23 protein-coding genes are annotated in these 20,092 nt (G+C 60.9%); 4 read left to right on the forward strand and 19 right to left on the reverse strand.

The annotated features are described in order from the left end of the window. The 14 genes from JCM12296_RS17550 to JCM12296_RS17605 all read right to left on the reverse strand — a co-directional run. Positions 1 to 523: universal stress protein (locus JCM12296_RS17550; protein WP_172683954.1), on the reverse strand; the 523-nt coding region annotated here is incomplete at its 3' end. 3 nt (positions 524 to 526) lie between these two features. Next, a complete protein-coding gene (locus JCM12296_RS17555; protein WP_083456245.1) occupies positions 527 to 1,819 on the reverse strand; it encodes an Nramp family divalent metal transporter in 1,293 nt (430 codons plus the stop codon). A gap of 43 nt (positions 1,820 to 1,862) precedes the next feature. Continuing rightward, on the reverse strand, positions 1,863 to 4,631 hold the full coding sequence (locus tag JCM12296_RS17560; RefSeq protein WP_281492045.1) for an efflux RND transporter permease subunit: 2,769 nt from the start codon (positions 4,629 to 4,631) through the stop codon (positions 1,863 to 1,865). Continuing rightward, on the reverse strand, positions 4,538 to 4,963 hold the full coding sequence (locus tag JCM12296_RS47660; protein ID WP_281492046.1) for an efflux RND transporter permease subunit: 426 nt from the start codon (positions 4,961 to 4,963) through the stop codon (positions 4,538 to 4,540). Before JCM12296_RS47660 ends, JCM12296_RS17560 begins: the two co-directional genes overlap by 94 nt. A 4-nt stretch (positions 4,964 to 4,967) precedes the next feature. Further along, on the reverse strand, positions 4,968 to 5,579 hold the full coding sequence (locus tag JCM12296_RS44805; RefSeq protein WP_306304067.1) for an efflux RND transporter periplasmic adaptor subunit: 612 nt from the start codon (positions 5,577 to 5,579) through the stop codon (positions 4,968 to 4,970). Continuing rightward, a complete protein-coding gene (locus tag JCM12296_RS44810) occupies positions 5,543 to 6,097 on the reverse strand; it encodes an RND family efflux transporter (RefSeq protein WP_246804489.1) in 555 nt (184 codons plus the stop codon). The genes JCM12296_RS44805 and JCM12296_RS44810 overlap by 37 nt, the downstream gene beginning before the upstream one ends. Before the next feature lie 226 nt (positions 6,098 to 6,323). Further along, positions 6,324 to 7,487: a CBS domain-containing protein gene (locus JCM12296_RS17570; RefSeq protein WP_054695892.1), complete on the reverse strand. Its 1,164-nt coding sequence runs from the start codon at positions 7,485 to 7,487 to the stop codon at positions 6,324 to 6,326. Beyond that, positions 7,481 to 8,059 (reverse strand): cation:proton antiporter, encoded by a 579-nt coding sequence (locus JCM12296_RS17575; RefSeq protein ID WP_172683955.1) that lies wholly within the window; start codon positions 8,057 to 8,059, stop codon positions 7,481 to 7,483. Before JCM12296_RS17575 ends, JCM12296_RS17570 begins: the two co-directional genes overlap by 7 nt. Positions 8,060 to 8,397: 338 nt before the next feature. Then, entirely contained in the window at positions 8,398 to 9,348 is a 951-nt protein-coding gene (locus JCM12296_RS17580) for an ABC transporter substrate-binding protein (protein WP_054695900.1), read from the reverse strand. Between the two features lie 21 nt (positions 9,349 to 9,369). Next, entirely contained in the window at positions 9,370 to 10,155 is a 786-nt protein-coding gene (locus JCM12296_RS17585) for an ABC transporter ATP-binding protein (RefSeq protein ID WP_054695903.1), read from the reverse strand. Next, a complete protein-coding gene (locus tag JCM12296_RS17590; protein WP_218188139.1) occupies positions 10,152 to 10,913 on the reverse strand; it encodes an ABC transporter permease in 762 nt (253 codons plus the stop codon). Before JCM12296_RS17590 ends, JCM12296_RS17585 begins: the two co-directional genes overlap by 4 nt. 65 nt (positions 10,914 to 10,978) lie before the next feature. Further along, a complete protein-coding gene (locus JCM12296_RS17595; RefSeq protein WP_054695906.1) occupies positions 10,979 to 11,401 on the reverse strand; it encodes a PadR family transcriptional regulator in 423 nt (140 codons plus the stop codon). Between the two features lie 114 nt (positions 11,402 to 11,515). Further along, entirely contained in the window at positions 11,516 to 12,301 is a 786-nt protein-coding gene (locus tag JCM12296_RS17600) for a substrate-binding periplasmic protein (protein ID WP_054695909.1), read from the reverse strand. Between the two features lie 17 nt (positions 12,302 to 12,318). Next, complete coding sequence (locus JCM12296_RS17605) at positions 12,319 to 13,293, reverse strand: GlxA family transcriptional regulator (protein WP_054695912.1); 975 nt, start codon at positions 13,291 to 13,293, stop codon at positions 12,319 to 12,321. Positions 13,294 to 13,491: 198 nt separating this feature from the next. On the opposite strand from JCM12296_RS17605, the gene JCM12296_RS42075 reads away from it, so the two are divergent. From JCM12296_RS42075 to JCM12296_RS17615, 4 genes are all read left to right on the forward strand, one after another. Then, the gene (locus JCM12296_RS42075) at positions 13,492 to 14,841 is read left to right on the forward strand and encodes a molybdopterin-containing oxidoreductase family protein (RefSeq protein WP_218188140.1); all 1,350 of its coding nucleotides are present in this window, start codon (positions 13,492 to 13,494) and stop codon (positions 14,839 to 14,841) included. Beyond that, on the forward strand, positions 14,841 to 15,578 hold the full coding sequence (locus JCM12296_RS42080) for a molybdopterin dinucleotide binding domain-containing protein (RefSeq protein WP_218188141.1): 738 nt from the start codon (positions 14,841 to 14,843) through the stop codon (positions 15,576 to 15,578). The genes JCM12296_RS42075 and JCM12296_RS42080 overlap by 1 nt, the downstream gene beginning before the upstream one ends. 199 nt (positions 15,579 to 15,777) lie before the next feature. Then, positions 15,778 to 15,972, forward strand: coding sequence for a hypothetical protein (locus JCM12296_RS42085; protein WP_218188142.1), 195 nt, complete (start codon positions 15,778 to 15,780; stop codon positions 15,970 to 15,972). After that, positions 15,936 to 16,292 carry a MarR family winged helix-turn-helix transcriptional regulator gene (locus tag JCM12296_RS17615; protein WP_218188143.1) on the forward strand — a complete coding sequence of 119 codons (357 nt, stop codon included), beginning with the start codon at positions 15,936 to 15,938 and terminating at the stop codon, positions 16,290 to 16,292. Before JCM12296_RS42085 ends, JCM12296_RS17615 begins: the two co-directional genes overlap by 37 nt. Positions 16,293 to 16,303: 11 nt before the next feature. Here JCM12296_RS17615 and JCM12296_RS17620 read toward each other — a convergent pair whose 3' ends face one another. From JCM12296_RS17620 to JCM12296_RS36585, 5 genes are all read right to left on the reverse strand, one after another. Then, positions 16,304 to 17,236, reverse strand: coding sequence for a hypothetical protein (locus tag JCM12296_RS17620; protein WP_054695915.1), 933 nt, complete (start codon positions 17,234 to 17,236; stop codon positions 16,304 to 16,306). Next, positions 17,167 to 17,514, reverse strand: a complete 348-nt coding sequence (locus JCM12296_RS39950) for a hypothetical protein (RefSeq protein WP_054695918.1) — start codon at positions 17,512 to 17,514, stop codon at positions 17,167 to 17,169. The genes JCM12296_RS17620 and JCM12296_RS39950 overlap by 70 nt, the downstream gene beginning before the upstream one ends. A 154-nt stretch (positions 17,515 to 17,668) precedes the next feature. Next, on the reverse strand, positions 17,669 to 18,109 hold the full coding sequence (locus tag JCM12296_RS17630) for a hypothetical protein (RefSeq protein ID WP_157067704.1): 441 nt from the start codon (positions 18,107 to 18,109) through the stop codon (positions 17,669 to 17,671). Positions 18,110 to 18,204: 95 nt separating this feature from the next. Beyond that, positions 18,205 to 19,260 carry an HD-GYP domain-containing protein gene (locus tag JCM12296_RS17635; RefSeq protein ID WP_054695924.1) on the reverse strand — a complete coding sequence of 352 codons (1,056 nt, stop codon included), beginning with the start codon at positions 19,258 to 19,260 and terminating at the stop codon, positions 18,205 to 18,207. Beyond that, on the reverse strand, positions 19,257 to 20,009 hold the full coding sequence (locus JCM12296_RS36585; protein WP_083456246.1) for an Hpt domain-containing protein: 753 nt from the start codon (positions 20,007 to 20,009) through the stop codon (positions 19,257 to 19,259). Before JCM12296_RS36585 ends, JCM12296_RS17635 begins: the two co-directional genes overlap by 4 nt. Between the last annotated feature and the right edge of the window lie 83 nt (positions 20,010 to 20,092).

Consider the following 20,092-nt stretch of genomic DNA (forward strand, 5'->3'; position numbering starts at 1 on the left):
CCAGGTCGACGGCGGCGGCCAGCCCCTTGGCATGCAGGGCCGTGCCTTCGGTGGGCGCGAGAATCCGGCGGCATTGGAAGGGCTGCTGATGATCACCCGCCTTGGGTTGGATCAGCAGCACGGGAATGGTACCGGATGCCGCCACCTGGTGGGCGATGCGGCCAAAGAGCATTCGCCGCAACCCGCCATGCCCATGAGAGCACATGACCACCAGGTCCGGGGCGATTTCGTCTTCATGGAGCACGATACCATCGGCCACGTCTTTCATGGGCGCCGCATGCACGTGCCGGTCGACCTTGACCCCGGCGGGAAAATGCCGCGCGCCGATCTCCCGCAGATAGGCGTCGGCCTCCTCGATTTGGGTGAGATGACGCTCGCCATGGATCGATGAAGGCGCACCGGCTTCGATGATGTGAATCAGCGTGATCCGGGCGTTTAGCTGGGCCGCCAGGAAAACCGCCGGCGGCAGGGCCGCCTCGGCCAGGGCGGAACCGTCCAGGGGCACAAGGATGTGGGTAAACATAGCCTAACCTCCCAGGAAGGTCTGAACCAAGAGGTAAATGTTGAGCAGGATAATCAACCCGGCCACCGCCCCGGCGGTGATCGTGGTGATGCGCCGGTTGACCAGGATGCCCATGAGATCCGCCCGACTGGAAAATTGGACCAGCGGGATCACGGCAAAGGGCAGCCCGAAACTCAGCACCACCTGGCTGATCACCAGGGTCCGGGTGGGGTCCAGGCCCATGAAGATCACCACCAGGGACGGTGCGATGGTCACCAGGCGCCGCAACCAGACGGGAATATGGCGTTCGATGAAGCCCTGCATGACCACCTGGCCGGCCATGGTGCCCACCGTGGTCGAGGAAAGACCGGCGGCCAGCAGCGATACGGCGAAAATCCAGCGCGCCGAGCTGCCCAGAAGAGGCTCCAGGGTTTTGTGGGCCGCTTCGATGGAGGCGATCTCCACCATGCCGGCCCGGTGGAACGTCGCCGCCGCCATGATCAGCATGGCGGCGTTGACGAAGCCGGCCACGGCCATGGCGATGGTCACGTCGGCGAGTTCGAAGTGGAACAGGCGCCGCCGCTGAACCGGGTCATGCACCACAATGCGCCCCTGGGTCAGCGACGAGTGCAGAAAAATCACGTGCGGCATGACCGTGGCGCCCAGGATGCCGGTGGCCAGCAGAACGCTTTCCGGCCCGGCGAATCCCGGAACCACGGCATGATAGGCCACCGGCCCCCAATCCGGCTGATCCAGGATCGTCTCCACCAGGTAGCAGATGGCGATCACGCCCAGCATGGCGGTGATCAGCATTTCCAGGGAACGAAAGCCGCGATGCTGCAGCATGAGGATCATGAAGGTCACCAGGGCGGTGAGAATACCGGCCATCCACAGGGGGATGCCGAGCAGCAAGTTGAATCCCAATGCGGCGCCCAAAAATTCGGCCAGGTCGGTGGCAATGGCCACCAGCTCCATGAGCACCCACATGATCCATACCACCGGGGCGGGATAGTGCAGGCGGCACAGTTCGGCCAGGTTGTAGCCGGTGGCAATACCCAGCTTGGCCGACAAGGTCTGGATGAGCATGGCCATGAGGTTGCTGGCCACCACCACCCATAGAAGCAAATAGCCGAACTGGGCGCCGCCCTGGATGTTGGTGGCGAAGTTGCCCGGATCCACATAGGCGATGCTGGCGATGAAGGCCGGCCCCAAAAACGGCCACAAACGGGCCAATCCCCGTTTGGCTCCGGTCCCCGAAAGAGCCTGAGCGGCGGCATCGCTGATTTCCGAATTTCCCGGTTGTTCCGATTTTTCCATGATATCTCATAAAGATGGATGGCGTTCGATGGATCGTCAAGGGTCAACGGGGCGCTGTCGCCAGTTTCGCTTGGGAAACGGCAACCTGGCGCTTGTGGTCACGGGCCACCAGCAGATAGATGGCCGGCACCACGAAAAGGGTGAAAACGGTGCCCACGGCCATGCCCCCCACCAGCACCAGGCCGATGGCATTCCTGGCGGCCGCGCCCGCGCCGGTCACCAGGGTCAGCGGAAAATGGCCGGCAATGGTGGCCGCGCTGGTCATCAGAATCGGCCGCAGCCGGGTCATGGCCGCCTGGTGCACGGCCTCGCGCTTGGGATGGCCGGCGGCCTGGAGTTTGTTGGCGAACTCCACGATGAGGATCCCGTTTTTCGAAACCAGGCCCACCAGCGTGACCAGCCCCACCTGGCTGTAGATGTTCAGGGTGGTCGTCCAGCCCTGGGTCCAAAAGGGGACGTTGGGATCGGGCATTTTCAAAAAGGTGAAGATCAGGGCCCCGAACATGGCCAGCGGAACGGATCCGGCCAGGATCACGAAGGGGTCGCGGAAGCTGTTGAACTGGGCTGCGAGAACGAGAAAAATCAGCACCACCGCCAGTCCGAAGGCCTGGATGAAGGTGTTGCCCTCGCTGCGCAACTGACGCGACTCGCCGGTATAGTCCAGCACGTAACCCGTGGGCAACATGGCCCTTGCCTCGGTCTCCAGAAAACGCAGGGCCTCGTCCAGGGGACGCACCGCCACCCCGCTCAGGGTGACGGCATTGAGCTGCTGGAAACGGTTCAACGAACGTGGCACCGTGGAATTTTGAAGGGTCGCGATGGTGCTGAGCGGTATCAGCTCGTTGTCGGGGCCGGTCACATAGATGCTGCGCAACTGGTCCGGGTTGAGCCGGTCCAGACGGCTGATCTGGGGCACCACTTTATAGCTGCGCCCGGCAATGCTGAAGCGGTTGACGTAGTTACCGCCCACCATGGTGCCGATGTCACGGCCCACCTGCTGGAGATCCAAACCAAGGTCGGCGACCTTTTCGCGATCGATGACGATTTCCGACTGGGGCTGGTCGATCTTGACATCGATGAGCGGCGGGAAGGCGAACATCCCGCTTTGGATGGCCTTGAGGCGCAATTGGTTGGCGAACTGCAGGATCTCCGTGGACTCGGCCGTGGCGGCGATCACGAACTCCACGGGAAAATCGCCGCCCCCGGGCAGGGCCGACGGGGTCACGGCAAACACCTGGATGGCCGGGATGGCATTGAGTTTGGCCTGCAGGCCGGGCAGCAACGAAAAGACCGTGGCGTCACGGGATTCCCAGGGTTTGAGCACCATACCGGCGAAACCGCTGTTCGGATAGGTCACCTGGAAGGTAAAATCGGTTTCCGGGATGCTCATGTAGGCGGCGTTGACCGCCGCCGCATAACGGCTGTTCAGATCCAGGGTCGAATTGGCCGCCGCATCGATAATGCCGAAAAGGACCCCCTGGTCCTCGGCCGGGGCCAGCTCCTTGGCCGACATGCGGAACATGGGGATGGTGAGCAGGCTGATCACGATCCAGACCGCATAGACCGCCGGCCGACGATCCAGGGCACGGTCTAGCAAGCGGCCGTAGAAAGCGGTGAAGCGTTTGAAATCGCGGGCGATCTTACCGGCAAAGCCGTGCTCGGTGAACCCCGGGATGAGGAGTTTGGAGGACATCATGGGCGAAAGAGTCAGGGCGACAATGCCGGAAATGATCACCGCACCGGCCAATGTAAAGGCAAACTCGCGAAACAGCGATCCGGTCAGTCCGCCCTGCAGGCCGATGGGCGCATACACCGCCGCCAGGGTGATGGTCATGGCGATCAGCGGTCCCACCAGCTCCCGGGCGCCCAAAATGGCCGCGTCTAGGGGGGATTTCCCCTCGGCCATGTGACGCTCGACGTTTTCCACCACCACGATGGCATCATCCACCACCAGCCCCACCGAGAGCACGATGGCAAGCAAGGTCAACAGGTTGATGGTGAAGCCCAGCACCTGCATGAGAAAAACGGCGCCGATCAACGACAGGGGGATGGCCACCACCGGGACCAGCACCGCGCGCACGGACCCCAGGAACAGGAAGATGATGATCACCACGATCAGCAGGGTCTCGGAAAGGGTCTTGATCACCTCGCGGATGGCGTTGCGGATATAGTCGGTGGCATCGTAGGCCACCCTGGCCGCCAATCCCTCGGGGAGCTGGCGGTTGATGGCGGCCATTTCCGTGTGCACCCGGGCGATGACGTCCAGGGAATTGGCGTTGGGCAGGGGCCAGATCCCCATGAAGACGGCGGTCTGGCCGGAAAAGCGCACCTCCGTATCGTAATCCTCGGCCCCCAGGACCACATCGGCGATGTCTTCGATGCGGATGATCGCCCCGTCCTGCTGGCGCACCACCAGGCGTTTGAACTCTTCCACCGAGGTGAGGTCGGTGTTGGCCGTCAGGTTGACCTGGATATAGGCGCCCTTGGTACGGCCCAGGGCGGCCAGGTAATTGTTGGCGGAAAGGGCCTGGCGCACCTGGATCGGGCTGATGTTAAAGGCGGCCATGCGTTCGGGCTTGAGCCAGATGCGCATGGCGAAGGTCCGCGCCCCGAGGATATCGGCGCGCTGGATCCCCGGCAGGGCCGACAAGCGCGGCTGCACGACACGCACGAGATAATCGGTAATCTCATTCTGCTTGAGCACATCCGAGGTGAAGCTCAGATAGGCCGAGGCAAACTGGCTGTCGGCCGACTCCACGTTGATCGTGGGCACCTCGGCCTCCAACGGAAGGTCACCGCGCGCCTGATCCACCTTGGCGCTGATCTCGGAAAGCGCTTGATGGGATCGTAGTTGAGCTTCAGCCGGGCGCTGATCGTGGACAGTCCCAGAGAGCTCTGGGACTTGAGGTAGTCGATGCCGTCAGCCGCGGCAATGGCCCGCTCCAGGGGGACGGTCACAAAGCCCCGCACCAGGTCGGCGCTGGCCCCCACGTAAACCGTGGTAATCGTCACCACCGAATTCTCGTTGCGCGGGTATTGGCGGACGTTGAGGGACTTGATGGCCTGCAGTCCGGCGATAATGATCACCAGATTGACCACCAGGGCCAACACGGGTCGGCGGATGAAAGGATCGGTCAGTTTCATGGCCCTACCCCTCCTCCGGTTTCGGGGTCAGCGTGAAGTCCGGTGCCAGGCTGTTGTCGACGACCACCGGCTGGCCGTTGCGCAACTTGAAAGCACCGGTGCTGACCACCACCTCGCCCGCCTTCAGTCCGGAAGCGATGGCGATGAAATCGCCGCGTTTCTCCCCCAGCCGGATAAATTGCTGGCGCACCACGCTGCCCTTACCGGCTTTCCCATCCGCCGGCGCGGGTTCCACCACGAACACCGAATCGCTGTACGGCGCGTAAAGCACGGCCGTGGCCGGAATGGCGAGCACCTCCCGGATGGTGGGCAGCGCCACAGCGACCCTAACGAACATCCCTGGACGAAGATGTTCCTCGGGATTGACCATCGTGGCCTGCACGCGGATATTGCGCGTGGCACGGTCCACCACCGGGTTGATGGCGGTAATACGTCCCGCGACGGTTTCACCGGGCAGGGCATCGGTGGTCACATTCACCGTCAGCCCGCGCTTGATCAGGGCCAGTTCCTGCTGGGGCAGTTGGAAATTGACGAAAATCGGATCCATGGACTGCAACACGACGATGGGATCACCTTCGCTCAGGTTCTGACCCAGGTTGACCTGACGCAGCCCCAGCCGGCCGGCGAAGGTGCCCGGATGGTCTTCTTGGCGATCGTCGCCCGGATGGTGTCCACCTGGGCGGCGGCCTGTTTGAAAGCGGCCTCGACAGTGTCGAAATTGGCCCGGGTGATCACGTTTTCGGGCAGCAGTTCCCTGGCCCGCTTCAGGTTGAGCCGGGCCAGTTCCATGGAGGCCTGGGCCGAGCGCATTTGGGCCGTTTCGGTGGAAACATCCTGCTGAACCAAAAGGTCGCCCCTGGCCACAGCGCGGCCCGCCTCGAATTCGATGCGCGTCACCTTGCCGGAAATTTCCGCGGTAACCGTCACGCCCTGAACCGCTTCCAGGGAACCCACGGCCGTCAGCGCCATCGACCAGCGGGCCGAATTAACGGCGGCCGTGGTCACCGGCGTCGGTGGGGGGGCCATCTGCTCTCCCTGGGCGATCATGCTTTTGATCTGCAGCCCTTTTATCCCTCCGAGCAGGATCACCAGGACAACCAATCCGATCAGGGAGAAGAAAATTGTTTTTTTCATTGGTTTAGGTGTCCTCATTGCGTAGGTTTGGGATATGCGCACGGCATTACCGTCTTCGGTAGCGCGAAAATGTCAGATTTGTGTTACAGACCATTAAAAATGATTCCGCTGGTGCGCTTCGTCAATGGCCTCCAGACGCTTTCCTGGCCAACCGCCATCAATCGGTATCGTGAATTCAATACGCCGGCGCAACGAAGACGCCCTTCGGGTGGAAATCAGGGGACCGTCAGCGGGAAAGCTGGAAGGAGGTGGAAAGCAGATCGTTGTGGCGCACCACGCCCACCAGTTTCCTGGGGTTGTTTTGTTCCACCACCAACAGGTAGACATCATTGGGATGCGCCTTGAGCGCGGCCATGGCCTTATCCAGCGTGTCTTCCGGGTTGAGCCTGAGATCGCCGTCCGTGGCGATATCCGCGGCCACGACGAGATGATGCAAGGTTGGATCGAAAAGCGTGTTGGCGATGTCGGCGTATTTGATCACGCCGATCAGTTCATCCCGGTCGTCAACCACGGGCAACCGATCATATCGCGAATGGCCCAGCATTTTCAGGACCTCTCCGAAAGGGGTGCGGTTGGAAAGCACCTCCACGTTGCGGCGCATGATGTGACCGACCCGGACCGTTTCGGGATGGATCGCTTTTTGGGCATGGGCCATTCCAAGCGCGCGGGTAAAATGGCTGATCACCTGCTGCAGCCCCTCGCCATACCCGACCGGACTGCGCTGGGAAAGAAGGTTGAAAACCGTCACCTCGCCGGCATTGACCAGCGCGATGCGCGTCAACAGCGGCCCCACACCCTCGAACACGACCACCGATGCCAGAATGACCGTCTGTATGGCGCCGCCCGCTTCCGGCCATTGCCGGACCAGGGTTTCGGCCAGACCGATGGCCAGGCCGGCCTGGGCGAGCATGGCCGGCCCCAACCAGGTCCGGATGGTCCGGGAAAGACCGGCCACGCGGGCACCGATTCGGCAGCCGACATATTTGCCAATCCAGCGCATGAGAATATAGACCACCCCCACCCAGCCCATATGGCCAAGGGCGTCGATATGCAGGGTCGCGCCGGCCATGATGAAAAAGAGCACATACAGCGGATAGTCAATGGCGTTGAGGTCCTTCAGGATCCGGTTTTCAAAGGGTGAGGCGTTCACCGCCACCCCTCCCGCCACCAGGATCGCGAAAATGGCTGAAATATCCAGGTAGATGGACATTCCCGTGGTGACTGCCACCGATGCCAGGCCCAGAATCTGACGTTCCACCGGTTGGGAGAGACGCTGGTCCATCACCGCGATGGCCATGCCGATGAATCCGCCCAGCACCAAGGGTGCGAAAAATTGGACGGCCAGCGCCGAAAGTGACGATACGGTCGACAGGCCGAAATGGGTCAGCACGATGAAAAAATGATCGCCACCAGATTATTGGCGCCGATGAGCGGCAAAATGGTATCGGTGAGCTGGCCTTCGGACTGGTACTCGCGCATGACCATCTGGGTTGCCGCCGGGGCGGTGGTGATGGACATCAGCGCCAAGAATCCGGCCGCCAGCAGCGACATGCCCATCAAGGCCACCCCCGTCATGACAAGAATCGCGGTAAGCCCGATCTCCACCACGCTGATGGTAAACCGTCTGAGCCCCAATCGACGGATGGTGCCGAAACTGAAACTGCCGCCGATGCTGAAAACGATCAGTCCGAGAATGACATCGTGCAGGGGAACCAGGTGCTGCAGCTGCGCGCTGGATAAGAGGGCGGGCAGCCCCAGCCGCCCCAGTGAAGGTCCGGCGGCGACCCCCACGAGCAGATAAGCCGTCACCCGTGGCAGTCCGAAGGCGGCACTCAGCCGACCGGCGCCAAGGGCAAACCAGTAGGCGATGCCCAGGCTGAGAAGCAAGGGTAGCATGGTCGATCCGTATCCACCCGCGCTGACCCGCCGAGCCCCCAGGGGTCCCGTGTCGCGGGCATGCACGGTTAAAAGGTCATGGAGAAGACAAACGCATGTTGCGTTCGGCGCCGTTCACAATGACACGGCCAGGAAAGAATGGCTGACCATGCATCAACATGGATCACCCTGTCAACCCGCAAGGAAGAAGGCCAGCCTGAGCACCGATTTCAGAGGCTGTTTGAAAAGCCCGTCTAAGTGCCACTATCAAGGGTTGATGGACTCGTATAAAGTCGCATTTCCGACGGATTCGTAAAAAGCCCGAGATCAAGGCTTGCGAATCCCGAGGAATGAGGCGTACTTAGCGTACTCCGCAGTGACGAGGGATGAAGCGTAACGCCGATATTGGGCTTTTTACGAATCCGTCAAGGGTTGAGAAATTCAGCGGTGGTGCAGGCGGAAAAATCCGGCACCCGGTCGATGATCCCCTGGTCTTTGAGAAACCGGGCGGTCTGCTCAAGACTGGCGCGGATCTCCCCGTCCATCCGCATGCGGTACGCATGGCGCCCCATGGCCGCCCGGGTGGTGATCGGGTTCAGGCCCGTTTCCCCGGCCATCATGGCAACCGTGGCTTCGGGATGGGCGGCCACCTCGCCTTCGGCACGCCGCAGGGCCAGCAGGAAGTGCCTAAGCGTCCCGGAATCGTCGGAAAACCGCCTCCGGTCAGCCAGAATCAGAATCGGATAGAGGTTGCCCAGCCCGCCGAGGGTGGTCAATTCACGGGCGCCTTTCTGCTCGGCCGACGATGGCGTGGGCTCACTGGCGGCAAAGGCGTCGATGGAACCGGCCAGGAGAGCATCGGTCATGATGGACGGATTAAGATCGATCATCTGAAGCGCATCCGCGGATAGATGCGCCTTCTCCAGGGCGGATAGCAGACCGCCATAGGTGGACGTGCCTTTCTTGACCCCGATGCGCATGCCCTTCAAATCTTCGATCCGCTGCAGCCCGGAATCGGCGCGCACCATGATGCGGTGTCGATGCTCGCCCGTGGCATGGCTGGCAATGATCACAAAACGCGGCGATCGCACCACCATGATGATGGCGGCAGTATCGCCCATGGCGGCGACATCGGCCGCACCGGAAAAAAGGGCTTCAGCGCAAGCCGGTCCACTGCTGAACCGCAGGGAGGTCAAGTCCAGCTGTGCTTGGCGGAAAAAATCCTTTTTCACCGCCAAGATGGGCATGACGCTGCCGATGCGGTCCTGGTAGGCAAAACGCAGCGGTCTCCCGCCGGTCAACCCTGTGGTCGGCGACCCACTGATTATCAAAAAACTGCAACAGACGATGAGAACCCATCGCCGAAATGTGCGCATTGCGGCTTCCTTTCTTTGAAATTACATAGCCCTTGGGGAGATGAGCGGCTGAATGCAACACGGCTGGGTCGCCAGCACGGCCCGCAGCCGCGCTTTCATGGCCAGCAAGCCGTCATCCGTGCGGCTTCTGGGCCGCGTCAAAGGAACCGCCATATCGGCAAAGATTCCACCTTCGACCGTCGACCCCATGACCACGACCCGGTCGGCCAGGTAGGCGGCCTCTTCCACGCTATGGGTGACGTAAATCACCGTGCGCCGATTGGTCACCCAGAGCCGCAGCAATTCATCCTGCAGGCGTTCGCGGGAATTGGCGTCCAGGGCGCTGAAAGGCTCGTCCATCAGCAACACCCGCGGTTCCAGGGCCAAGACGCGGGCGATGGCCACCCGCTGGCGCATGCCGCCGGACAGGGCAACGGGAAGTTTATGGGCATGGGCGCCGAGCCCCAGGCTTTCCAGGTAAGCAAAGGCGGTTTGCTTCAGCTGTGATCCCTTGAGCCCTTTGCGTTTCAGGCCGAATTCGACGTTCTTCAAAACCGACAGCCAGGGGAAAAGGGCCGCCTCCTGAAACACCACGCCGCGCTCCGGGCCGGGAGCCACAACCACCGCATCGTCAAACAGCACGCGGCCACGGGAAGGAAAAAGAAATCCGGCGGCCAGATTCAACAAAGTGGTTTTGCCACATCCGCTGGGCCCCAGAACACAGACGAACTCGCCTTCCCCAACGGTCAGGTCGACCTTGTCTAAAACCGTCACCGGTGCAGTACCGTTAGCGGCAAAGGCGAAGCTGACGTTCTCGAAACGAATCATCGGGGGCCCTCTTCCAGGATCCAGCGGGAACGCGTCCGTCGTTCCAATGGCCCCAGCAATCCCCGCTCCACCAAAAGCCCGATGGCGCAGATCACGGCAATGCAGGCAAAGGAAGCCGGGTAATCCAGCGTCCAGCGGGCCTGGATGATCGCATAGCCCAGGCCGCTGCCGGTGCCGACCACCATTTCGGCGGCCACCAGCACGCGCCAGCCGGTACCCAGGCCGATGCGCAGGCCGCTGATCAGGGACGGCAGGGCGGCCGGGATCAACACATGAAAAAAGAGAATATGGCGGCGAGCGCCCATCATGCGCGCGGCGCGTACCAACTGGATGTCCACGGTCTTGATGCCGGAGAGTACATTGATGGCGACCGGCGCGACAGCCGCGATGGCGATCATGAACACCGTGGCCGTCTCGCCGATTCCGAACAGCAGGATCGCCACCGGAATCCAGGCCAGCCCCGGAACCAGCAGCAATAGCTGCGGAATCCCGGCCGTGGCCTTTTCAACCCCCCGCAGGCGGCCGGCCAGCAGGCCGTAACCGATCCCCAAGGTTGCGGCGATGGAAAACCCCATGATCCAGCGACGCAGGCTGTTGAGGATATGCACCCCCAGCGGATGGCCGGAAAGCGTATCCCCGCCAACCAACGCCCCCAGGCGGACAAAGGTCGTCCAGGGGGTGGGAAAGGCAACTCCGCGCAGCGCCAACACCCATCGGGCGGCCAGTTCCCAAATCGTCAGGACGATCAGCAAAGGCAAGACGGATGGTTTCCAGTACGCGATGAAACGTTGGACCGGGCGAAGGAAAATCATCGGCCGGAAGCTCAATTTCCGTTCCGTTCGGTACTGGCGATGGATCCGGTCGCCCACTGCGGATCCGGAGCAAGATCGCGGGCCAATTCCAGAAAATGATCGATCCGATTCCGCTGCTCGGCCAGGGTCTGCATCCAGCGAAGGAGGCAGGCTGTTCCGGATTCTGTCAAGGCGTATTTGCGCCGGGCCGGCCCTTTGGTCCTCAGATCCCACTCGGACACCAGCATGCCGCGCTCTTCCAACAGGTTCAGATGCCGGTAAAGGCCGGCCATGTTGAGGCTACCGCCCATGGGTCCCACACGACTGCCAATGATTCGGGTCAGCCGGTAGCCATGCAGCGGTCCCTGTTGATAAAGCGTCAACAGGATCCACGGTGCGGCCAGGTTGCTCATATGCTTACCGCTGCACGGACAATCCGCCAGGATATTGGCCATATCTCCCCCCTATCTACTCGCCAAGGCAAAATAGTCTACTTTGTATAATAGTTGATCCAGATGGCGTCAAGGCCGGAGAGAGATCACGCCAGGGGGATACGCTGGCCGGTGGGTTTATGGATGGGACAGCCGGAGCGGCTCGTTCCATTCGATGCTGTTTTTTTTCAGGATCCGGGCGTAGGTACCATCGGCGTGCATGTCATCGAGATGGTGTTGCCAACGATGGACAGTCTCATCGGGGATGCCCAGTGAAGCACCGATATACATTTGCACATTCACGTCATTGACGGCGATGCGGATCTTTCTTTCATCAAGCCCCGTTATACGGATGGTGTGTTTCATGATCAGCCAGGATGAATACCAGGCGTCGATGCGTTGCCCCATGATCAGCTTTTTGGCGTTGAGCGTTTCTGCGGAAACGGGTTGGATATGGGGAAATTCCAGCGCCCTCAACCGTGCCTCGGTGGGCGTGCTGCGAACGACGCCAATCCGCAGGGTACGGACATCGGCCATGGCTTGGTAAATTTTCGTGTCGGATGCCGGAACGGAAACCACAAAGCGATCATCCAGAATCGGACCGATCCATTTGTAGTGCTTCTCCCGGTACGGCCTGCGGGTGAAGGGGAACAGCATCTTTTGTTGTTCGCCGGCATGTTTCAATACGCGTTCCCAGGGCCGGACGACGATCTTGCCGGGATAACCGGTCCGATGGATCAGTTCGGAAACGATATCCACGGCCACACCGGTCAGTTGGCCTTTGTGCAGATAGGAATAGGGCGGGAACTGGTCGGTAACGACCAGAAAAGAGCTATTGCCCTGAGCAAAACCCAGGCCGGCGTACAAAAGCCCCCACACCACCAACAGCAGGGTCTTGACCGTCAAATTCATGGGTTGTTTCATGTTCTCCGGCGCGAAGGCTACCCCCGCGGAAAGCGTTTACGGTATTCCGAGGGGCTCAGGTGCGTGTATTTGGTGAAAACCTTGCGAAAGGTACTGCTGTCCTCATATCCCACGCGATACGTGATCTCCTCAAAGGAACGCACACCGCTTTCCAGGAATTGCTTGGCTGCCTTGATGCGCATGCACTGCTGGTAGGAAAGCGGCGTTTTGCCGGTGGCCGCCTTGAAGCGGCGCTCCAGGGTTCGGCGGCTCATGTGGCTTTTATCGGCCAGTTCGTCGTAATTGAAATTGCGGTTGAAATTCGCCTCAATCCATTCCTGCACGGACAGGATCTGGTTGTCCTGGTGATCCCGGCGGCACCCGACAGCGGCATCGGGTGCATCCATGCTGGGCATGCTGCCGGCGGCGATGACCCGACGGGACTGAAGGGCCACCTCCCGGCCACAGTACTTCTCCACCAGATAAAGGGAGATGTCAATGCTGGCGTTGTAGCCCCCCGAACTGAGCAGGTCCTCCTCATCGATGATCGGCCGGTCGATCCGCAGTCCGACCTGCGGGTAGCGCTGGCGGAAGGCATCGGCAAAAGCCCAATGGGTGGTGGCCGTTTTCCCGTCCAGCAGGCCGGTTTCCGCCAGCAGGAAAGACCCCGTGCAGATCGAGGCGATACGCGCCCCCCGGAGATAATGCCCCTTCAGCCAATCGACGGCGTCGGCCTGAAAGTGCAGGGCCTTTTCGACGTTGGCAACGGACGAGACCACGATCAGGTCGGTGGCCGACACGTCATGGATGGATCCGTCGGCCGCCATGCGCACCCCGTTGGAACATTTGAAGGGAGCCCCATCGGTGGTGACGACGCGCACCCGAAAGTGTGGGGTAACGGCTTTCCCCTTAAAATAATTCCACATCACACCGGCCTGATGAAAAACATCCATGGGACCGGTAACAGCCGAGGCCGAGGTATATGGCAAGGCCAATACGGTAACGGTAATCATTGGCGGACTCCATGATTGGCGTGATTCACCCGGGTATTTGTCATATATGCCACTACAAACATAACCAAGCAAGGGCTATTCTGGCAGCATCACTGGCAATATCCGATTACCGCCAGGCGAGCAGGCCGTAAAAAGGCGCCCCAACGGGGTCGATGGTAACGGCCTCAAGCCGACGGTTCACGCAAAGGAGGTACCCCCATGATGCAAGCCAACCCAAAGAAAACCTACAGCGGCTGTACCCTGTGCTACCATAGCTGCGGCATCGAGGTCGATGTGGCCGACGGTAAGGTGGTGAATGTCCAGGGCCAGTTGTCCCATCCCTTGAACCGGGGCTACCTGTGTCCCAAGGGACGGGCGACCATCGAACACATTTACCATCCCAGCCGGCTGCGCCATCCCCTGAAGAAGGATGGCACGGGCTTCAAGCAGATCTCCTGGGACCAGGCCCTGGACGAGATCGCCGAAAAACTAAGCGCGATCAAGGCCCAATACGGCCCCCAGGCCCTGGGCTTTTTCTGCGGATCGGTGGGCGTGGAAAACTTCGAGATGGTGGCCCTGACGCACCGCTTCCGGGCGGCCTACGGCTCCCCCAATTACTTCTCGGTGGAAAGTATCTGCTACCGCATGCGGATCCGCTGCCGGCAGATCACCTTCGGCAAATATCCGGTCGAGGAACTCAACTCCCGGCTCTATCTTCTCTGGGGCCACAACCCCAACGAGTCCGATTTTCCCCTGCGCCTGGCTATCACCAAGAATCTGCGCCGCGGCGCCAAGATCGTCGTGATCGACCCCAAGCGGATCAAGCTGGCCGACAAGGCCGAGATGTACCTGAAGATCCGACCCGGCACCGACGGCGCCCTGGCATTGGCGATGATGCATGTCATCATCAATGAAAACCTTTACGACAAGGCATTCATCGATCGCTGGACCCTGGGATTCGACCAGTTGGTGCCCCATGTGCAGCCCTACACGCCGGAATGGGCCGAGAAAATCACCTGGATCCCGGCGGATGACATCCGCAAGCTGGCGCGCCTGTTCGCCACCACCAAGGGGGCGGCGATCTACCAGGGCACCTGCACCCAGGATCAGCAGGCCAACGGCACCCAGACCAACCGTGCCATCGCGATCCTGCAGACCATTGTCGGCGGGATCAACGTCCCCGGCGGCTGGGTCCTCAGCCCGCGCCTGGCCCTGAAAAACATCTTCCTCTCCACCCAGGGCGGCGGTCAGCCCCTGGGCACCGACAAGTATCCCCTCTTCTACGAACTGTGGGGTCGTACCAGCCCCTACGGCATCGTCTCCATGGTACCGGAGAGCATTCCCGACAAGCTCAAGGGATTTTTCGTCCTGGGCGGCAATCCCGTGGTGACCATGCCCGACGCCAATGCCTTCAAGGCCGCTTTCAAGCGACTCCCCCTGCTGGTGGTCTACGAGCAGTTCATGACCGACACCACGGCCCTGGCCGACTACATCCTGCCGGCCACCAGCCACCTGGAGGCTGGAGCATCGCCTACAACTACAATGTCTGCCACTGCCTGCCCTATCTGATGATCCGCGAACAGGCCATCGCGCCGGTGGGCGAGTGCCGTAGTGTCCTCGATGTTTACAAGGGGCTGTGCGAGCGCATGAACATGCGCGAGGTCTTTCCCTGGCCGTCGGAAAAGGACCTGGTCGAGGACCTGCTGCAGCCCTGCGAATTGGGCTTCGACCACCTGCACGAGCGCAAGCCGGAAGGCGACTTCTATCAGGAGAAGCGCTACGGAACCACCGAGGGCATGTGGGCCACCCCTTCGGGCAAGATCGAGATCTACAGCCAGGCTCTGGCCGACGTGGGTTTCGATCCCCTGCCAACCTATCTCGAACCGGAAAAAAGCCCCCAGGGCAAGCGCTGGAAGGAGCTGGGCGAGAAGTATCCGCTGATCCTCTCCACCGGCCAGCGCGATCTGTTCTACACCGCCAGCCAGATGCACCACATCGACGGGCTGCGACGGCACCGGCCCTGGGCCGTGGCCGAGATGGCCCCCGGCACGGCTGCCCGGTACCAGATTACCGATGGCCAGGAGGTGGTTGTAGAGACCGATCGCGGTCGGGCCCGCATGCATGCCCGGGTTGACGATCGCATCGCCGAGGGGGTGATCATGGTGCCCCACGGCTGGCACGGTGATGGAAACTGCAACCTGTTGACCGACTGCCGCGCGGAAAGCCGGGAACCCATCATGGGCTACCCCACCTGGAAGTCGCAGCTTTGCACCCTTGTACCGATCGATCCGACCCCCGCCCCATAATCTCCGCGTCTCCCCCTGCAAGCGCGGGCGGATACCACCCCCGGCATCCGCCCGTCCCCCTTTCCCACAAAAATATGCGTTTTTGATCATTGACAGTCTCGGCGCGGGAGCATAGATATGGCCGCCATAAGAGGTCCATCGGCCATGCCGACGGCCATACCGACCAGCGACATTTCATTTCGGGAAAGGAAGACAAAAAATGGCAGCGCCCAGCCGAACCGATATCAGTGACGACGTGCTGATTGCCCTCAGGCGGCTGATTCGTGCCATTGATCTGCACTCCCGCTATCTCTCCAAACATTTCGGGCTCACCGGACCCCAATTGATCATCCTGCGCGACTGGTACGATCCGGTGAAATGTCTTCGGGGGAGATCGCCGTCTCGGTCAGCCTGAGCCAAGCCACCCTCACGGGCATCACCGACCGGCTCGAAAAACGGGGTCTGGTCACCAAGACCAAAAGCGCCGTCGACCGACGCCGGGTGGTCATCAGGCCCACCGACGCCTGCCGCCGGCTGCTGGAGAAGGCCCCACCGCCGATTCAGGAATCCTTCCTCGAACGCTTCGACAAGCTCAAGGACTGGGAGCAATCCATGATCCTAAGTTCCCTGCAGCGCCTGGTCCAGATGTTTGATGCCAAGCATATCGACGCGGAACCGGTGCTGACGTTCGGACCGATCATCACTGGCGGTGAGAACAGGGATCAGGTGGTATAAGGTCGCCGGTTTCAGAATGGATGCCGGTGCATCACCGGATCGCGGCCTAAAATCTTCTTGAGATAGTCCAGGGCCAGGGCCGAGAAAAGTTCATCCCGATTCATCTGGTTGACCAGGGTCGTGGGATCCAGGGTTTCGCCAAGCTTTTTGTGCAGGTCTTTCGAAGCGGCAACCCGCTGTTCCAGAGCGTTGAAATAGTTTCGCGCGAATGCGCGCAAGGTAGGCGTCGGCAGGTTCCTGGAGCGCGCGAAAGTGGCCGACAGGCTGGCGGGATCGGGCAGGCGCGGATTCTCCAGAACTTCACGGAAGGCATGGGCCACGCGGATCAGTCCACTGTGGATGTGGTGGGATTTGACCATGTTGATCCCGCTCCAGCCGGCATTGACCCAACTGACCACACTGCAGTCGACCTCCGGTATGTGCCGGTCCTTTTGCCAATATACCGTCACGCCGAAGGAATCGTACATATAGGTTTTCACCCAACTGAGCCCCTTGATGTTAAGCCCCCGGTCCTGCGTATAAAGGTAGCTCCAGTCGTCATCCTGGCCAAGCACCCAGCCCTTGCGTCCCACCATGGAGGGCTTTTGCTGGCGATAAACGCTGATCATCAGCTGGCCCTTTTCATAAGGGGCCAGGATGATCAATTTATCGACATCATAAGTGTAGTAAGCCCCCGTGTGCTGATCCGGCGTAATCGAAAGGTGTTCCTCGCCCCGCAGCAGAAACGGCGCATCCAGGTGGACGCAGGCCTCCCGCAGGCGACGAAGCTGTTCCTCGCCGCCTTCCACCCGGTTCCACTTGGCGGTTCGCAAGGAGGATGGCCAGAAGAAAATCGAGGGAATGTTGTCATCCAGAATGTAGTCGACGATGCGATTCAGGTGGCCTTTGACCTGAAAGTGATGGAATGCCGAGGACGCACCGAAGGAATCGTCGCCATGATACAACCCGTCGGCAACCCCGGGGGATTGATGAAGCGAAGCAACGGAACAACGCTCTGGGTATCGAAAGCCGTCGCGTCACCGCCTGCCGGGACCCTGTCCAACAGATCATGCAACGCGCCGAGGGCACCTGCCGGCAGGGTCTGCCAATCCTGCGCCACGGCCGGGTTGACGCAAAAGAAGAACAGCCACACCCACCCACCGGCCGCCAGCATGCGGCAGAAGCGGGTCGCGTGGACGTGTTTGGACGACATTGCTGACAGTTCATAGAGGTCGGAAATCATATTAAGCCAATATCCATCGGAAGGTTATGATGCGTCGCCGCCCCCATGGGCTCGTCCGGCGACCGGTTGGAAAAGTCGGTTGACTTCTCTTTTTAGTGGATCGGTAACAAAAATGCCAGGAAAATTCGGGCGGAATGAAAAAACGCGCCAGCGGTCACAGGCGGGGCTTGGCAACGTGTTTGCTGATGAACCGCTTGAGCCGTCGCCTTTCATCCGGATCGTACCCCAGCCAGGCAAGGGGTTCGTCAACATCTCCGTGAAAAACCCTGGCCTGCAAGCCCTCCGAACTGACCATCAGGGAATAGATTTCGGCCACCTGGCCGAAGGTCTCGGAACCGCTCAGCACGGCCCGCCTGAAATTCCGGCCGGCAAAAAGCGCCTTGTGCGTTCCGGCGATGCGCACCAGGCCCTTGACCGTCAGGCGATCGAGATTGTGGAGATGCCTTGTGTCGACCAGTTCGCGAATAAAGGCAAACGGCTTGGTTTCCGCCTGGAAGCTCATGATGTAGATCAGCAGTTGATTGTCATCGATCATGCCGCTGCATTGGGTGAGGGCGAAATTGAACTTCGGACATAGGTATCTTGTATAAGCCATTTTTTTCCCCGATCGACATGCAGCGCAAGGGTATGCCGATGGTGAAATCAAGTCTCAAGGGCTGCATGGGGTGTTGTCGTGCTCCTTTGGTTCGCTCACAGCAGTGGATCACCGTTGCCATTGCCATTCGTGTTGAAAGTAAAACGCCCTTCGGCAAACAGTTCCAGGCAGGCCGCCACAACGTCGGCATCGTAGTGGGAGCCCTTTTTCTCGGAAAGGCGGGCCAGGGCGGCGTCGATGCCGTTGGCCGGGCGGTAGGGCCGGAACGAGCTGTTGGCCTCGGTGACATCGGCCACGGCCAGAATCTTTGCCTCGGGGAGGATCGCATCGCCGGTAAGTCCCTGGGGATAGCCGGTTCCATCCAATCGCTCGTGGTGCTGCAGAACCATTTGGGCGACCGGCCAGGGGAACGGGATGTTTTTCAGGATATCGTAGCTCACTTGGGGATGGATCTTGAGCATTTCATACTCGGCCGGCAAAAGACGGCCGGCCCGGCTGAGAATCGACACGGGAATCCGGATCTTGCCCACGTCGTGCAGCAGGCCGGCGATACCGATGCCTTCCATGGCCTCGGCGGAAACCTCCATTTTCTCGGCGATGGCACAGGCCAGCTGCGCCACGCGTTGCTGATGGCCGGCCGTGTAGGGATCGCGAATCTCCACCATCAACGCCATGGAGCGGATGCTGGCATTGAGCATGTCACGGATTTCCGCCGTCTTGTGGGCCACCTGCCGTTCCAGAATCTCGTTCTGGGTGGCCAGTTCGAGGCGCATCCGCTCCATGGAGAGGTGGGTGCGGATCCTGGCCTTGACCTCTGCCGCGTGAAAGGGTTTGGTGATGTAATCCACCGCCCCGAGTTCGAAGCCCCGGGTCTTGTCAACCGTCTCGCTCATGGCGGTGATGAAAATCACCGGGATGGCGGCGGTCAACGGATCGGCCTTGAGCCGCGAACACACGGTATAACCATCCATCTCCGGCATCATGATGTCCAGCAGGATCAGGTCGGGTTGCTGCTTGGCCACATAGTCCAATGCCTTGGGGCCATTTTTGGCGATTCCTAGACGATATTCGGCCTTCAACGTGTTCACCAGAAGATCGATATTGGTCGCATTGTCATCGACGATCAGCACCAACGGTCGGAGCGCATTCATGGGATTCCTTTGTCGCAGTTGAGTTTCCGCACGGTTTCCAGAGCCTGATCATAATCGTACCGGTCGACTTGTGCCTCCAGCGTCTTGAGTATCGACGGGTCGATCGCGTTGTACCGGGCAGCTTGCCGTTTGACGGCCGGCATGACCTTCATTATCGCCTCCGGATCGGCCCGGTCAATGCCTTCGGCAAGCTGGGTCAAAAGCGTCTTCAGGGATGGATCGCTGCACGCGGCATCCGACGGCTGCGGGACGGGACGGGCATCCGGTGCATCCAGGGATTCGATGGATGCCAGCACGCGGCTCAGCGCCGCCACCACGCTGGCAACCAGCCCATCCAACATCGCCGGCGAATGCTGTGCGTCGTTCTCCTCGCGGCAGGCGTCTTCCAGGGCAAAGGCGTGCTGGCTCAGCTCGGTGGCACCGATATTGGCGGCGCTGCCCTTGAGGCTGTGGGCCAATTGTCGCAGCGCTTGCCGGTCGCCTGCGGCCAGGGCCGCGCGCAGCCGGTTGCCGCTCTCCCGATTGTCGGATAAAAGCCGGTCAGGATCCGCAGCATCGTCTCGTTGTCGATACTGAGCGACTCCAGGGCGCTGCGCAAATGCAGCCCCGGAAGCAGTCCGGCAGGGCTGGACCGACGGCCTGGGAAGCGACGGGTTCGCGCGCCGGGCCGTTGTCCGCGGCGAGTTCCGGTTCTTCGGAAATGGCCTCGTCCGCTTCCGCTTCCGCTTCGGCCTCGGCCCACCCGGCATCGCCCCGTTTGGCCCGCAACAGGCGCCAGAGGGTGTGGAAAAGGCGATCCTGATTCACCGGCTTGGAGATGTAGCCGTCCATC

The sequence above is a fragment of the Desulfosarcina cetonica JCM 12296 genome, from assembly GCF_001311845.1.
Lineage (GTDB): Bacteria > Desulfobacterota > Desulfobacteria > Desulfobacterales > Desulfosarcinaceae > Desulfosarcina > Desulfosarcina cetonica.

Excerpts from the sequence above, each read along its gene's own strand:
- JCM12296_RS17600 (WP_054695909.1), bottom strand. The coding sequence starts at position 12,301 with ATGAAACAACCCATGAATTTGACGGTCAAGACCCTGCTGTTGGTGGTG.
- JCM12296_RS17615 (WP_218188143.1), top strand. The coding sequence starts at position 15,936 with ATGTCTTCGGGGGAGATCGCCGTCTCGGTCAGCCTGAGCCAAGCCACC.
- JCM12296_RS36585 (WP_083456246.1), bottom strand. The coding sequence starts at position 20,009 with ATGCCGGGTGGGCCGAGGCCGAAGCGGAAGCGGAAGCGGACGAGGCCA.
- JCM12296_RS17585 (WP_054695903.1), bottom strand. The coding sequence starts at position 10,155 with ATGATTCGTTTCGAGAACGTCAGCTTCGCCTTTGCCGCTAACGGTACT.
- JCM12296_RS17605 (WP_054695912.1), bottom strand. The coding sequence starts at position 13,293 with ATGATTACCGTTACCGTATTGGCCTTGCCATATACCTCGGCCTCGGCT.
- JCM12296_RS47660 (WP_281492046.1), bottom strand. The coding sequence starts at position 4,963 with ATGAAACTGACCGATCCTTTCATCCGCCGACCCGTGTTGGCCCTGGTG.
- JCM12296_RS17635 (WP_054695924.1), bottom strand. The coding sequence starts at position 19,260 with ATGAATGCGCTCCGACCGTTGGTGCTGATCGTCGATGACAATGCGACC.
- JCM12296_RS42075 (WP_218188140.1), top strand. The coding sequence starts at position 13,492 with ATGATGCAAGCCAACCCAAAGAAAACCTACAGCGGCTGTACCCTGTGC.
- JCM12296_RS17580 (WP_054695900.1), bottom strand. The coding sequence starts at position 9,348 with ATGCGCACATTTCGGCGATGGGTTCTCATCGTCTGTTGCAGTTTTTTG.
- JCM12296_RS17595 (WP_054695906.1), bottom strand. The coding sequence starts at position 11,401 with ATGGCCAATATCCTGGCGGATTGTCCGTGCAGCGGTAAGCATATGAGC.
- JCM12296_RS17555 (WP_083456245.1), bottom strand. The coding sequence starts at position 1,819 with ATGGAAAAATCGGAACAACCGGGAAATTCGGAAATCAGCGATGCCGCC.
- JCM12296_RS39950 (WP_054695918.1), bottom strand. The coding sequence starts at position 17,514 with ATGATTTCCGACCTCTATGAACTGTCAGCAATGTCGTCCAAACACGTC.
- JCM12296_RS42085 (WP_218188142.1), top strand. The coding sequence starts at position 15,778 with ATGGCAGCGCCCAGCCGAACCGATATCAGTGACGACGTGCTGATTGCC.
- JCM12296_RS42080 (WP_218188141.1), top strand. The coding sequence starts at position 14,841 with ATGATCCGCGAACAGGCCATCGCGCCGGTGGGCGAGTGCCGTAGTGTC.
- JCM12296_RS44810 (WP_246804489.1), bottom strand. The coding sequence starts at position 6,097 with ATGAAAAAAACAATTTTCTTCTCCCTGATCGGATTGGTTGTCCTGGTG.
- JCM12296_RS17630 (WP_157067704.1), bottom strand. The coding sequence starts at position 18,109 with ATGGCTTATACAAGATACCTATGTCCGAAGTTCAATTTCGCCCTCACC.